At 47.4% G+C, this 14,186-nt stretch carries 15 protein-coding genes; 9 read left to right on the top strand and 6 right to left on the bottom strand.

The genetic code is table 11. The features are described from left to right. Nucleotides 1-16: 16 nt before the first annotated feature. From AC0YN4_RS04425 to AC0YN4_RS04410, 4 genes are all read left to right on the top strand, one after another. A complete protein-coding gene (locus tag AC0YN4_RS04425; RefSeq protein ID WP_475835257.1) occupies nucleotides 17-1,870 on the top strand; it encodes a glycoside hydrolase family 127 protein in 1,854 nt (617 codons plus the stop codon). 24 nt (nucleotides 1,871-1,894) lie between these two features. After that, nucleotides 1,895-2,839, top strand: a complete 945-nt coding sequence (locus AC0YN4_RS04420) for a glycoside hydrolase family 43 protein (protein ID WP_475835256.1) — start codon at nucleotides 1,895-1,897, stop codon at nucleotides 2,837-2,839. 111 nt (nucleotides 2,840-2,950) lie between these two features. Then, nucleotides 2,951-4,294 carry an MFS transporter gene (locus AC0YN4_RS04415; RefSeq protein WP_475835255.1) on the top strand — a complete coding sequence of 448 codons (1,344 nt, stop codon included), beginning with the start codon at nucleotides 2,951-2,953 and terminating at the stop codon, nucleotides 4,292-4,294. 427 nt (nucleotides 4,295-4,721) lie between these two features. Next, nucleotides 4,722-5,339: a histidine phosphatase family protein gene (locus AC0YN4_RS04410; protein WP_475779871.1), complete on the top strand. Its 618-nt coding sequence runs from the start codon at nucleotides 4,722-4,724 to the stop codon at nucleotides 5,337-5,339. Here the strand turns inward: AC0YN4_RS04410 and AC0YN4_RS04405 are convergent. The 4 genes from AC0YN4_RS04405 to AC0YN4_RS04390 all read right to left on the bottom strand — a co-directional run bounded on the left by AC0YN4_RS04405 (nucleotide 5,336) and on the right by AC0YN4_RS04390 (nucleotide 8,816). Then, the gene (locus AC0YN4_RS04405; RefSeq protein WP_475779872.1) at nucleotides 5,336-6,136 is read right to left on the bottom strand and encodes a DUF2935 domain-containing protein; all 801 of its coding nucleotides are present in this window, start codon (nucleotides 6,134-6,136) and stop codon (nucleotides 5,336-5,338) included. The two genes, AC0YN4_RS04410 and AC0YN4_RS04405, sit on opposite strands and share 4 nt — an antisense overlap. Before the next feature lie 276 nt (nucleotides 6,137-6,412). Continuing rightward, nucleotides 6,413-6,595, bottom strand: a complete 183-nt coding sequence (locus AC0YN4_RS04400; protein WP_475779873.1) for a twin-arginine translocase TatA/TatE family subunit — start codon at nucleotides 6,593-6,595, stop codon at nucleotides 6,413-6,415. A gap of 33 nt (nucleotides 6,596-6,628) precedes the next feature. Then, a complete protein-coding gene (locus AC0YN4_RS04395) occupies nucleotides 6,629-7,186 on the bottom strand; it encodes a RidA family protein (protein ID WP_475779874.1) in 558 nt (185 codons plus the stop codon). A 25-nt stretch (nucleotides 7,187-7,211) separates the two neighbouring features. Beyond that, entirely contained in the window at nucleotides 7,212-8,816 is a 1,605-nt protein-coding gene (locus AC0YN4_RS04390) for a flavin monoamine oxidase family protein (RefSeq protein WP_475779875.1), read from the bottom strand. Nucleotides 8,817-9,192: 376 nt separating this feature from the next. Between AC0YN4_RS04390 and AC0YN4_RS04385 the strand changes: the two genes are divergently transcribed. Continuing rightward, on the top strand, nucleotides 9,193-9,423 hold the full coding sequence (locus AC0YN4_RS04385; protein WP_475779876.1) for a MerR family transcriptional regulator: 231 nt from the start codon (nucleotides 9,193-9,195) through the stop codon (nucleotides 9,421-9,423). Nucleotides 9,424-9,440: 17 nt separating this feature from the next. Next, nucleotides 9,441-10,175 carry a twin-arginine translocase subunit TatC gene (gene tatC / locus AC0YN4_RS04380; RefSeq protein ID WP_475835254.1) on the top strand — a complete coding sequence of 245 codons (735 nt, stop codon included), beginning with the start codon at nucleotides 9,441-9,443 and terminating at the stop codon, nucleotides 10,173-10,175. 37 nt (nucleotides 10,176-10,212) lie between these two features. Here the strand turns inward: tatC and AC0YN4_RS04375 are convergent, their stop codons facing one another. Beyond that, nucleotides 10,213-11,067 carry an AraC family transcriptional regulator gene (locus tag AC0YN4_RS04375; protein WP_475835253.1) on the bottom strand — a complete coding sequence of 285 codons (855 nt, stop codon included), beginning with the start codon at nucleotides 11,065-11,067 and terminating at the stop codon, nucleotides 10,213-10,215. 128 nt (nucleotides 11,068-11,195) lie between these two features. On the opposite strand from AC0YN4_RS04375, the gene AC0YN4_RS04370 reads away from it, so the two are divergent. After that, nucleotides 11,196-12,086 (top strand): phytanoyl-CoA dioxygenase family protein, encoded by an 891-nt coding sequence (locus AC0YN4_RS04370; protein ID WP_475835251.1) that lies wholly within the window; start codon nucleotides 11,196-11,198, stop codon nucleotides 12,084-12,086. Between the two features lie 86 nt (nucleotides 12,087-12,172). Beyond that, complete coding sequence (locus AC0YN4_RS04365; RefSeq protein WP_475835576.1) at nucleotides 12,173-12,589, top strand: DUF1801 domain-containing protein; 417 nt, start codon at nucleotides 12,173-12,175, stop codon at nucleotides 12,587-12,589. A gap of 41 nt (nucleotides 12,590-12,630) precedes the next feature. Here the strand turns inward: AC0YN4_RS04365 and AC0YN4_RS04360 are convergent, their stop codons facing one another. Next, nucleotides 12,631-13,218 carry a TetR/AcrR family transcriptional regulator gene (locus AC0YN4_RS04360; protein ID WP_475835250.1) on the bottom strand — a complete coding sequence of 196 codons (588 nt, stop codon included), beginning with the start codon at nucleotides 13,216-13,218 and terminating at the stop codon, nucleotides 12,631-12,633. 209 nt (nucleotides 13,219-13,427) lie between these two features. Between AC0YN4_RS04360 and AC0YN4_RS04355 the strand changes: the two genes are divergently transcribed. Further along, nucleotides 13,428-14,153, top strand: a complete 726-nt coding sequence (locus tag AC0YN4_RS04355) for a DsbA family oxidoreductase (protein ID WP_475835249.1) — start codon at nucleotides 13,428-13,430, stop codon at nucleotides 14,151-14,153. Nucleotides 14,154-14,186 lie beyond the last annotated feature (33 nt).

Below are 14,186 nucleotides of genomic sequence, written 5' to 3'. Positions count from 1 at the left end.
TGGATCGATAGAGAGGATGAATCGATTGACAGCTGTCGCAACATCATTACCTAGGTGGAAGAGTATTCCTTTTACAAGTGTAGAGATTAAGGATGCTTTCTGGCGTCCCCGTCTGGAAGTATTGAAGAACGTGACTGTTCGTACCTGCTTAGATCAATGTGAAGCAACTGGGCGCATCTCTAATTTCGCTAAAGCAGGCAACCTGATGGAAGGCGAGCACGAAGGCATGTATTACAACGATTCTGACTTGTACAAAGTGATTGAAGGGGCCGCTTACGCGTTGATGCTGGAGCGGGACCCTGCATTGGAAGCCGAGCTTGATCGTATTATTGCTCTCATTCAAGCAGCTCAGGAGCCGGATGGTTATTTAACGACCTATTATACGCTGCGTACTTCAGAGCGCAAATGGTCCGATATGGAGAAGCACGAAATGTATAACGGCGGGCATCTGATTGAAGCTGCAGTCGCATATTACGAATCGACAGGCAAACGAGAGCTGCTCGATGTTGCCTGCCGTATGGTGGATCATTACGATAGCCTGTTTGGTCCAGGTAAACGGCATTGGGTAGAAGGGCATGAGGAAATTGAGCTTGCCCTCGTGAAGTTATATCGCGTTACGCAAGAAGAGCGTTACTGGAAGCTTGCTCTTTGGTTGTTAGAAGAGCGGGGACACGGACATGGGTTCGGGGCGATTTGGGACAAAGAGGATTGGGGACCTGCTTACTGCCAAGACGACGTTCCGGTGCGCGCTATTGAGAAGGTAACCGGACATGCTGTTCGCGCGATGTATCTGTATACGGCGATGGCGGATGTCGTACATGCTTCAGGCGATCCTGCTTATGTAGGCGCGCTGCACCGGGTTTGGTCACATACCGTGGATCGTAATTTGTATCTGACCGGAGGCATCGGGCCATCGGTACATAACGAAGGTTTCACGCATGATTATGATCTTCCGAATGAATCGGCTTATTGCGAGACTTGTGCGGCCATTGCAATGGCTTTCTGGAATAATCGAATGAATTTGCTATTCGGCGATGCCAAATATGCGGATGTGGTAGAGAGGGAATTGTATAACGGCGCATTGTCCGGCATATCGCTCTCCGGCGATAAGTTCTTCTACGTGAATCCGTTAGCCTCCAAAGGCGAACATCACCGCGTAGAATGGTTTCACACTTCCTGCTGTCCGACGAACCTTGTTCGTTTCCTGCCTTCAATTGGGCAGTATACGTATGCGAGCACAGGTGAAGGAATTGTAGTGAATCAATATATGAGCGGCGATGCGGTGATCGCCTATGGTGATGGCGAGGGGCATCAAGTGAAGCTCCAACAAACAACGAACTATCCATGGGATGGGTCCATTGCGATTACGGTGGAACCGAAGCAAGAAGCGGAGTTTGTCATTCGTCTTCGCTTGCCTGACTGGTGTAGAGGCTACAGCTTGCGTATAGGCGGTGAGAACGTGTTGGCGCTGCCTGTTCGAGGATATCTGGAGGTACAACGGAATTGGTCTGCCGGAGATAGCATTGAACTGGAACTGGATATGCCGGTTGAAATCGTGCGAGCGCGAAACGAAGTCGAGGCTAATCGAGGCCGGGTTGCCTTGCAACGAGGGCCGATTGTATACTGTTTGGAAGAAGCAGACAATTCGAAACTGGCTTATGACGATAGTATGATTACAGATCGGGATTCCATCTACGTCGATTACGAGCCTGAGCTGCTCGGTGGTATTACGGTACTGACCGTAAGCAATAGAGAAGCCGGAAGTATACCGCTTCGCTTCATCCCTTATTATGCTTGGGACAACCGTGAGCCTGGCTATATGCAGGTCTGGATTCGCGAGAAGCATACTACGCATCTCTATCGTTATTAAAGGATTATGGAGGGACTTATTCTAATGACTACTACAGGCAGCACATCTGCAAATGAAGGCAAGAAGTTATCCGGTAATCCAATCGTGCCAGGCTGGTATGCGGATCCGGAAGCTAGAATTTTTGAAGGCCGCTATTGGATTTATCCGACGTATTCAGCTCCGTATGATGAACAGCTGCATTTGGATGCCTTCCATTCTTCCGATTTGGTAGAGTGGACTAAGGTGACGAATATTCTTGAAATGAGCAGCATTTCTTGGGGGAAACGCGCGCTGTGGGCTCCATCTCCGATTGAGCGGGGTGGCAAGTACTATCTCTATTTTGCAGCGAATGATATTCAGAGCAACGATGAGCTTGGCGGTATCGGAGTAGCCGTTTCCGATCGCCCGGAAGGCCCATTCCGTGATGCGATCGGCAAGCCGCTGATCGATAAATTCTATCATGGAGCCCAACCTATCGATCCGCATGTATTCATTGACGATGACGGGGCTGCTTATTTGTATTATGGCGGCTGGGGACATTGCAATGTCGTGAAGCTGAATGAAGATATGATAAGCTTGGATTCATTCGAGGATGGGTCCACTTACGTAGAAATAACACCTGATCATTTCGTAGAAGGTCCTTGTATGATTAAACGCAATGGTCACTATTATTTCATGTGGGCAGAAGGCGGCTGGGGAGAGCCGGATTATTCCGTCGCCTATGCCGTATCATCCTCGCCAATGGGTCCGTTCGAACGAGTCGGCAAAATTTTGCAGCAAAATGCTGAGATCGCCACAAGCGCCGGTCATCACGGCATCATCGAGGTTCCGGGTGCCGACGAATGGTATATCGTGTATCACCGCAGGCCATTGACTGAAACGGATCGTAATCATCGTGAACTATGTATCGATCGCATGAATTTTACAGAAGATGGCAGCATTGAGCCGGTGCGGATTACGTTCGAGGGTGTAAGTGAGCGATTGCTATAAGTTCAGATCAAAGTATGCATGGAATCCGCGGATTGTCGCGGATTCTTTTTATTTGGCGATGGCTCGAAATTAGCTATACAAAAGTTGGTGAATCGTTTAACCTAAATAGAAATGACATCAACAGAGGGACGACTCATGACTTGGAAATTGCCTTTCATTCGAAATCGCAAAGATTCAGATCAACGCAAGTACTTGAAGATTATTACAAACGAAGGCATTTCAGGCGTTCTGCTGGCCAGCTTAATCGGAGGGCCATTCCTAACCGGATATATGCTCCATATGGGTGCATCGGCCGCACAGATCGGATTCGCACTGGCCATTCCGGCCTTTGCCAACTTGGCTCAGATCTTCACCGCGATCGTTACGCATAACGTTGATAATCGCAGAGCGTATGTATTGGGGTATGGTGTATTGTATCGATTATTGTGGGTGCTGACGGGACTTATTCCGTTTGTGCTTCCGCAAAGTTACTGGGTATATACGTTTATTATCCTGTATTTGCTCTCGTATCTATGCTCTAACATTGCAGGTGTCATATGGGCGTCGCTGATCGGGGATATGGTTCCCGCTAAGGTTCGGGGACGTTATATGGGCATTCGAAATACAATCGTAGGCGGCCTTGCAGCAGCGGCCGTATTGTTTGGCGGACAGTTGCTGGAGCATTATTCGCAGGAGAAAGGCTTTATCATCCTCTACTCCATAGCAGCGGTTTGTATGGTGTGGAATGGGTATCATTTGTGCCGCTATCCGAATATTCCATTCGAGAAATCAAAGGAATCGCAGAAACTGAAGCTGTTGCTTAAACCGCTTCAGGATCGTTCCTTTATGCGAGCCACCTTGTTTCTGGCTGCTTGGATCTTTATTCAGAATGTAGCAGTACCGCTATTCTCTTATGCGATGCTCGACGTCATTAAAGTGAGTATTCAATGGGTGTCGATCATTACGACGGTTCAAATGATTGTCATGATGATCAGCTATTATGTATGGGGTAATTTGAATGCAAAGTATGGCACGAAGAAAACATTGATGTGGACGCTTCCGATTATTGCGGCCTCCTGCATCATATGGGGCGGGATTGCGTGGTTGCCCGTGATTCCGGTGTTGTTTATCGTGCATGTATTGTTGGGGATTGGCACAGGCGGTTTTACTCAACTGACATTTAACTTTACCATTGAGGATTCGCCGAGCGCTGAGCGTACCATCTATGTGGCGGTTTACGCGATGCTTACCGGTTTTACCGGATTTATTGGACCAATACTTGGCGGTGAAATCTATCATCAGCTGCGAACTATGCCTACATGGATGGAACAGTACGGATTCAGCGCAATGATGGGGCTTGTACTGCTGGCCATTGCCATGACGGTGGGTCGTGCGATGTTATTGAGCAGTAACCCTGCTGGTAAGCCGGAGTTAACGACAATGGTGCGCAACAAGAAGAAAGAGCTGCTCGGTTAACGGCCATCGAAGCATAATATGAGCTGTCGCGGAAGAAACCCAACGTTATATAACGTTGGGTTTCTTTGTGGCATTCGGTTTGTTTGAGCTTCACAGCCGCGCTGTTCTTGAGTGCATGTTTGGTTGATTTTCGTTCTTCATGTATCTGTTTAAACTCTAACGGTTGCCAGCGTGGCTATTTCATGAAAGGAGCAACTTATTAAATTCTAACGGTTGTGAGCCGCGTTATTCGCTGCCATTTAGTAGATTTCTTTCCGAAAATGACGCAATAAGCTCGGTGGCAACCGTTAGAAAAAATAGGAGCATTTTAGCTTCAACAAGCCCTGTCACAACCGTTACGGATTAGAAATTGACTCTAATAAAGGAATAACTAGCTTGTGTCTCGAAATCCCACTATTAATAGTCGATCGAAAGTGGGGTAATTTCATTGCAAACAACGATTTATCTGACAAGGCATGGCGAAACCGAATGGAATGTTGAAGGTAGACTGCAAGGTCACATGGATTCTGACCTCACGGAGTTAGGCGTGCTACAAGCAGGTTGGTTAGGAAAATCATTGCAGGACGTTCCTTTCGATGCGATCTATACGAGTATAAGTCCTAGAGCACAACGTACTGCTGAGATTATTAAAGGCACTCGCAGCATGGATTTGATCCCTTGCGCAGAGTTGAAGGAAATTTATTTAGGCACTTGGGAAGGACGGAAATTTACGGAGCTTGAACAAACGTTTCCAGACGAACATGTCGCCTTTTGGAATACCCCGCATCGGTATCGGCCAAGCAATGGCGGCGAATCATTCGTGCAATTGCGGGAAAGAGTCCTTCCGAAAGTAAAAGCATTAGAAGCTGTGCATCAGGGCGGAACGATTCTGATCGTTACGCATGCCGTTACATTGAAAACAATCATGACGCATTTCAAAGGGGATCCTCTGGAGCAACTGTGGTCGCTGCCTCATATTCATCCTACTTCGTTGAATAAAGTGGTTACAACAAAGAAGGGGTATCAGATCGAGCTCCATGGCGATGTCTCTCATTATCAAGCTTAGCTCGCCGGAGCTCCGGCTAACCTCTGCTCGAAGAGGTCTATGAGATGCAAGAACCGCTCCGCCTCACGATAAACGTGATCAGCAAGGAGGGGGTGGATAATGCTTTTGATCCGGCAAGCTTCTATGAGATCGCGAGCCGTTTTCTTGAAATCTCGCAGACTGGCAACCGATACCCGGTTCTGATCCAGAAACTGCGTTAACAGCGGCGTCGTTTGAGACTGCGGACGCATCGAGCTTAGATCCTGTGCTTGAAACAGCAGCTGATCGAAATCATGGCTGAAATCTCTCGCTTGCTCCACCAGCTTGCGCTCAGACGGATCCAGCAGATGTCCAATAAACTTGGCGTGATCCGCCATAATCTTGAGAAAAAATACGTTCTCATCAATAATGGCATCCGGCAGCGGCTCCAGCTGACCGTCGTTTAATTCATGAAGACGGTTTCGAAAATAATTCGCTTCCCGGCTTACATGATCCACTAAGAGAGGAAAATTGTTGCCGCCTGGGAGTTTGCATGTAAGGATCAGCCCTAATATTTTGCGTTTGTATACCCAAATATGAGATGCTGCCGTACAAACCTCGGTGTTAAACGCTCTGATTACCTGAGGATCTGTTGTAAGAGGGAATGCATTCGCTTTGGCCTCAATCTGTTCGAAGACGGAATAGAATCCGTTCGCTTCTTGTATGAGCTGTGTATCTTCACAACGAAATCCAAGCTTAAGGAATAAAGAATGCTCCTTCATGATGCGTGACCAGAAACGGATCTCTTCCAGTGATTGCGTGACAAAGCTATCTGCCATGTTATAACCTCCTTTGTTCGTCTGCCATTAATACCATATGGGCAGATGTCGGAGGTTAAATGTTGTCCGCTGCAACTTACTGAAAAAGGAATTATTGAGGAGGTTTTGGATATTGCAATTATAATATTTTTCTTTATGTTTATTGTCGTTATGGGTTTAATTAGCTTAGATAAAAGCTTTAAACGCAAATGAGCAACTTATAGAAAGGCCGCCTTCGACTGCTGCTTAGTAGCAGAATCGAAGGCGGCCTTTTGCCATCCTACATTAGATGATGATTCATGATTTATTGTCCGTAACGTCTTCTCTGGTGTCAGAGACAAGCTCCTTCGCCGAGGTCTTGAATTCATGCAAGGTACGGCCGACGGCGCGACCAAGCTCAGGCAGCTTGGATGGCCCGAAGATAATGAGAACAACAACTAAGATCATCATAAGCCCCGGCAAACCAATATTTTGCAACATGCGAATCATCTCCTATCGAATAGTTGTAGTGGCTTAGTCTTGATTATGATTGCTCGGATATGCGGCTACCGCTTCGATCTCAATCAGCCAGTCGGCATTCACGAGGCCGGCGACTCCGACAGTGGAACGCGCAGTTTTGGTCGGGTTCGTCTTGGTGTTGAAATATTTGGCGTACGCCTTAAACCAGCCATCAAAGTCGAATTTGCCTTCCTTGGCAGCATCTGGGGCGATATACACGCGCAGATAAGTTACATCCTTCATCGTCAGCCCTTGCTCCTTCAATTGTTTCTCGATATTTTGGAGAATGCTGGTTCCTTGCGCTTCCGTGTCCCCGTATCGTTCGTAGATGGTTTTACCATCCTTGTTGATGACTGCCGGCGTAGTGCCGCTAGTCTCGAAGGTAGCCGTTCCGGCTGGCATGGCTACCGCGCTTGAGATAGAGGATTGCGGGCTGCCATAGAATTCAGGCTCATGAATAGGTGTGAGTGGATATTTGTGCGGCGTAATAGCGGCATATACACTTGCGGTAGCTGCCAAGGAAGAGATAACGACGGTGAAGACGGCGATTTTGACCTTGCGTTTCAATTTCATGGTTCTTCCCTCCCGAATGTGTGGTCTATTCTTTCATAACACGCTCATGGATGTCGGTGACAACTTCCCGTGCGGACTCAATGCCTCCTGCCATCCAAGCCGTAATGTAGCTGATATGCTCTCCTGCGAGATAGACGCGGCGATCAGGCTTACAGAGTACGGGATAGTTGGTTTTTCGTTCCTCGGAGGAATAGGAAACCCAGCTTCCCATGTTATATTTGATTGTTTTCCAGTTCACGGAGAACGAAGACTCGAATTCGCTGTAATATTGCGGATGAATCTTAGCGCCTTGTTCCAGTGCAAGCGCTTCGCGCTGCTGGAAGTTGAGCGCTCCGAACTTGTCAGCACTTCCGCCGAAAGCGTAGTAGCCGAGCAGTACCCCTTTCTTGGCAAAATAGTTCGTAGGCGGGTAATAGATGGAGGAGATATCCAAGTTCGTCAGCGTGTTGCCTCCATAGATTTGATCGTCTTCTTCCCAGAATCTGCGCTTGAACTGCAGTCCGATCTTGCCGGCGTTCGCGTAACTGGTGTTATTGATCGCTTTGGTCATCTCGGAAGAGAGGTCATGTTTGATCGTCTTCAGCACGGACAAGGGGATCGTGCAGATGCAGAAGTCGCCTTCGATTTGCTTAGCCTCTCCACTTAACAGGTCGGTGTAGGACACTTGGACTTTCTCCCCGACATGCTTGATCTCGGTTACCTCCATATTGTGTTTGATCCGATTGCCAAGCCGCTTCTCAAAAGCCTTCGGAATGGCGTCTATGCCGCCAACTGGGTGGAACATCATCATCTGCTGATCATAGCTGTACTCGCTGCTGAAATAATTGGCGAAACCGGAATTAATGATGGCTTTCATATCGAATGGATCGCGGATGACGCCGGCATCGAGCCTTGAACCAGGCTCGTCTTTGTAGCCGCCGCGTGACGACCCCTTATAGAACAAATCCGCATCCAAGTTGCCTTCGGAGCGAAGGTAAGCGACGACTTTCTCTTTCTCTTCCGGTGAAATCGGTAAATCAAGGCCGGGCTGATTGACGGCTTTGGCGAGCAGCTCGCTGATGTAGCCTCTCGCATCGGCTTTCGCGGCGCGTTTACGGACCCGAGTGCCGGATAAGGCACCGACCTTCTCATTGTAATAATACGCACTATCGTTTACGTTATTGAAGGGCTCCATCGGAATGCCGAATTCCCGGCAATAGTCCATCGTGACATGAAATTGCGGGATACGCATGGGACCTGCATTCAAGTAATGACCATCATCGAATCGCGCGACCTGCTTCTGACCGCCGACTTCTGTCACCGTGGTGCCTCGTCGAACGGACCAGTTTCGACCGCCTGAACGAGCGCGAGCTTCGAGAATGGTGCAATCATAACCGGCTTTGCCCAGCTCGTAAGCGGCTGTTAAGCCGGCAACGCCAGCGCCAAGAATGACGATTTTCTTGCCGGAGCGGTTCGTCCCCTTCAGATCCCAGCTGGTGGGAGGCGTGTATTCAGCCGCTTTCATCGTTTGCGGCGTGAAGAGGCCCATCGTACCCATGACGCTGAATACGGCAGCAGCACCGCCGATCTTGCCGACTGTCGTCAGAAATTGTCTGCGCGACACTTCGTTTGGAGATTCTTTCGTTTCCATGTGCTTCAGCTCCTTTGGTAGATCGTCTGTTCGACTCTGCGAGAAATGTATCATGGATTTTTTCGGAAGCGCCAATATTTTGTTAGAAAATCTAACATCAATAAAATTTATATGGATGATAGAATAAATGAATCGAATTACAATTCCCTTACAGTAAATGTAGATTTAGTGCGGGTTTCAATTGAAGTTTGCGAGAGTGGACAAGGTAGTATTTACCAGTTAAACCGTTATGTTGGGTAATCCGTCCCATTGAACATTCCAAGAGATGGTGTTAACATTTCGACCCAAGAAGGTTTATGTAATGTTTTCTAACATTCGAAGTTGTCAGAAGCACTTTCGACGATCAAATACTTGAAGTCTAGGGAGGCTGCCAGCAATGAATGACAAGGTAATGAGCATTGGTACTGTGTGCGACTTGACAGGATTGACGGAAAGACAGATTCGCTATTACGAGGAGAAGCAGTTGATTTTCCCTGTACGGACTAAAGGCGGGGCACGCAAATTTTCATTCGACGATGTGGAAAGAGTGAAGGAGATCAACATGAAGCTCAGGGATGGATTTCATACGATTGAGCTTAGAAAAGCCGGAAGGGCGTGCGGGGAATGAGGAGCGGCGGAGAGACGATGACAATAATGTCGCACATTATTGAGCTGAGAAGCCGAATATGGCGGATACTCGCTGTCGTGCTGCTATCACTTGGAGTCGGATTATATGTATCGCCTAAAGTGCTTCGGTATTTAAAAAGCGTGCCGCCGGGCTCGGACATCACCTGGAACGTGTTCTCGCCATGGGATGGCATTCGGATGTACATGACAATTGCGTTTGTCTTCGCACTGGCGATATCCCTTCCCTTTATTCTGTATCAGCTGTGGAGCTTCGTGAGGAAGGGGCTGCATCCTGAAGAACGTTCGGCAGCACTTCGTTATGTCCCTTACAGCGTGGTCTGTTTCTTGATTGGGCTGGCATTCGGGTATATGATCGTATTTCCGATGAGCTTCGACTTCACTTCCAAGATCACGACAAGTATGGAGCTGGTGGAGACTTACGGCGTCGCGCAATATTTCGGTTTCATGTTCAATATCGTCATTCCGCTTGGCGTAGCCTTCGAGCTTCCGGTCGTTGTGATGTTCTTGACGAAGATCGGCGTGCTGACGCCGCAGGTGCTGCACAAGATGCGGAGGTATGCGTATTTGGTGCTTGTTATCGTGGCCAGTCTGATCTCGCCTCCAGAGCTCATCTCGCACTTGATGGTTTTCATCCCGCTTGTCATTCTCTATGAAATCAGTGTTGTGCTCTCACGCATCGTCTACGGGAGAAGAAGAATAAATGCCGGAGCTGAGGTTTCCGGCTCGTTATAAGAAGAGCGCCCCGCATTAATGACGGGGCGCTCATTGTTTATTCACGAATAATGTCCTGCTTCTTCCGCTGTTTCCGATACGCAGAGGGGTTGATCTTGAACAAGCGAGTGAAAGCGGATGAGAAGTAGTTGATGTTATTAAAGCCAATTGAGTAGGCAATATGCTCAATGGACAAATTAGTTTTGTCCAGCAGCTCGGCTGCCTTATTCATGCGTACCTGTATCAGAAACGCATGAGGCGATACCCCCGCGTGCCCTCTGAACATTTTCGTAAAATAACTGCGTTCCAAACCGAGCTGTGCTGCAATGATCGGGACAGATAATGGTTCAGCATAATTATCGGTGATGAATTGTATTGCCTTGGCGATATACACATCTGCAGTAGAGGTGCTCCGGGAGATCGGTTCGCGATACGCCGTGTCTTTCATGACAGTAGCAAACAATTGATAGATAAGTCCAGTTACCAGAAATTCAGTATAGGCTGGACTTCCTTGGATGTCGAATAACTGCTGGAAGAGAGAAGTGATAGCAGCTGGAGATTCATGCGTAATGACGGGGGCTTCCGGCGTAATGCCTGCAAACTGCGCTAACGAATCACGCTGGCTGACGTTGAAACCGATCCACATGTAACTCCACGGATCTTGCTGGTCCGCTTGATAGAATCCTAATTGCTGCGGATACAGGAGGAAGCTATCGTTCGCTTTCAATTCGTAGGTCGTATCATTCGAACGGTAGACGCCTTTGCCATGCTTCACGAAGACATACAAGTAGTGATCTCGTATAGCCGGTCCATACGAATGTCCGGGCAAGCAATCCGATTGTCCGTAGAAATGCAGATGAATGGGAGGAGCATGATGATTAAACACATATTGAGAAGCTTGGATGCGAATCACGCCCTCTTCGAGTAGGTAATCTTAGATTACCACACAAAAGTGTAAATTCACCACGCAATTGTTCATATACGGTTCCATCGATTCTGCATAAAATCAAGCTATAAACCGCACAAACGAGGAGAATCGCGATGACGAATTTATCGATGGGCAAACAAAAGCTGGAGTGGAACAGCAAGTATCTGACTGAGCTTCGTGACTCCAATGCATTGCTTGGAAATATCGATGCCCTAAAAAACAGATTGCATGAGGACGGCTATTTGCTGCTGCGCTCATTTCACGACCGTGATGCTGTTATGAGAGGCCGAATGGATATCCTGCAGCAGTTGTCAGAGGCAGGGTGCTTGAATCCTCATTCGCCAATGGAGGAAGGCAGGATTGGGCCGGAGAATCGCGCTTTGGGGCTGGATTATAAGCGGATGCCTGCGTTTCTCGATGTCGTCAACTCACCTAAACTGATGACGTTCTTCAATGAATTTCTGGGAGGAGAGTCGATCACTTATGATCATAAGTGGATTCGAGCCATTCAACGCGGAGCTAATACCGGCGCACATTATGATCGGGTGTACATGGGGAGAGGAACACAAAATCTGTATACGGTATGGACTCCGTTCGGTGATATATCGAAGGAGCAAGGGACGCTGGCGATCGCGCTCGGGTCACAGCATTGGGACAAGGTGAAGAACACTTACGGGCAGGTTGACTCTGATTCAGGACCGGTTAAGGATTCGTTGTTCAGCCGCGATCCTTATGAGATTGTGGACAAATTTGGCGGTCGCTGGGGAACGACTGATTTTGAGGCCGGTGACATTATCATGTTCGGCATGTTTACGATGCATGCATCGCTCGATAATAATACAGATCGTTATCGGTTAAGCTCAGACACGCGCTATCAATTAGAATCTGATCCGAAGGATATGCGGTGGATTGGGAAAGATCCCATTGGTCACAAAGGTGCCGATTCATCGAATGAACGTAAGAAAACGATGGCTGAAGCACGTAAGGGCTGGGGGCTTGAGTAACAATGCTTGGTTATTGACCATGCACTTCGTTTATAATGAAAGAAGCGCCAATAGACGATGAGCAAGGTGAAGGAGAGACTCCGTTCATGTACGAAACCAAGACGAAGGAAACGGACAGCAGCGTTCTGGAGTTTATTGAGAATGTGGAGAGTGCAGCAAAACGCGAAGATGCCTATAGGCTGCTGGATATTTTTGCGGAAGAATCCGGATTTGAAGCGAAGATGTGGGGACCGACCATTATCGGATTTGGTTCGTATCACTACAAATATGAATCCGGTCATGAGGGTGATGCGCCGTATGTGGGTTATTCGCCGCGTAAAGCCAAGATCAGCTTGTATTTTGCTCCGGATGACCCCCAGCGGGAAGAATTACTGCAGCGATTGGGCAAACATACGTCAGGCAAATCATGTGTCTACATCAATAAAATAGCCGATATTGATGTTCAGGTCATGAGAGAGCTTATCCAAAATACGCTCGCATATGTTCGTGAGAAGTACGAATGAATGAGGCGCCAGTAGTATCGCAATCCAACCTCCCATGCCGGTTAAGAGCCGCATGTGGAGGTTTTTTGCGCATCGTACCGATCTAACATGTCCCATAATTGCTCGGCTACAGTGCGCGGTGGCAGGGGCATCTTGTTTTTGATCCACCATTCCACTACTCCGACGTAGGCAGATAACAGAAACTGAGTGGCAACCTCTTTGTCACCTTCCTCGTAATTCCCATTTACTTTCAATCGTTCCACGATTCCGTCTTTGATAAGTTGAATCAATTGCTCTTGAAAACTTGTGATCCCTTTGTGCGTTAGGATGGTGTAATAGAAAGAAAAATGCGCTTCAAAGTAAAGAAACATCTGCAGAAGGGAATGATCAAGATCTACTTTCTCTTCTGGTAATTTGGATAGAATGCAAAATTTCATCATATTACCCAAATGAGCTTTGATCACTTTGTCGAGCAAATCAAATTTGTCCGAATAATGAAGATAGACGGTACCTCTGTGAATGTCGGCTTTAGTCGAGATATCGTTAATCGTTATTGCATCGAAGTCTTTCTCGGTCATCAATTCTATCAGCGCTTGATAAATGGCTTCCCTAGTCTTCATCGATCTTCTGTCTATTTTGGTCACTGTCACGTTAGAATGACCTCCCCTCACCTTAAGTTTCTGAACAAAATAGAACAAAGCGTCCATTACATGACACAATCAACTTGTTTGACGATTGAGATCGAGTGTGGACTCTTTATAATGTAAATCAATACATGCGAGTTAATCAACGGTTGTCGTCAAATCTTGTTGAACTATAAACATGTATGTCAATAAAAAATATGGAAAGAGGCGGAGAAATGATGAAAATAGAAGTTTGGTCGGATATCATGTGCCCATTGTGCTATATCGGCAAAACGAATTTAGATAAAGCTTTAGAACAATTCAGTAAGAAGGATCAAGTAGAAGTCATTTATAGACCATTCCAGCTATTTCCCGATGCTCCCAGCAATACGGGCCAAAATTATTATGAATGGACAGCCGAGATTCATGGCGGCGGAATGTCTTCGGACTTTGTAAAAGAAAGTAATCGAGCTGTGGTCCAAATGGGCAAAAATATTGGCCTGACTTATAATCTTGACACATTAATTCCGTCCAATACGACAGATGGACTGCGTGTGGCGATTTATGCACAGGAACAGGGAAAAGCAGTGGAATGGATGGCTGCCGTTTATAAGGCTTATTTTACGGATGCATTGAATATAAGCGACCATGAGACACTCGCCAAGTTAGCCGGGGAGAGCGGTCTTGATACCCGTGCAGTTCTTGCCATGTTATCGAGTGATCGATACAAGGAGACGGTTATTCAAGAACGTCAAAACGGTTCCAGAAGGGGAATTACCGGAACACCGTTCTATATCATTAATGATAAATATGCGATTTCGGGAGTAAGGAGCAGCGATAAATTCCTCGAAGTAATGGAACAAGTCTGGGAAGAGGAACATCCTCTGCAGCTGATTGACAATGGGGCAAACGGCAATTCGGGTGGCGGTATTTGCGGGGAAGATGGCGTGTGCAGCATCTAATGGAACTGTTGGTATTATTCCCTCTATGCGACG

The organism is Paenibacillus sp. J22R3, assembly GCF_056269305.1.
Note: the sequence above shows the minus strand (reverse complement) of the source record. Positions and strands in the feature narration are given on the sequence as shown.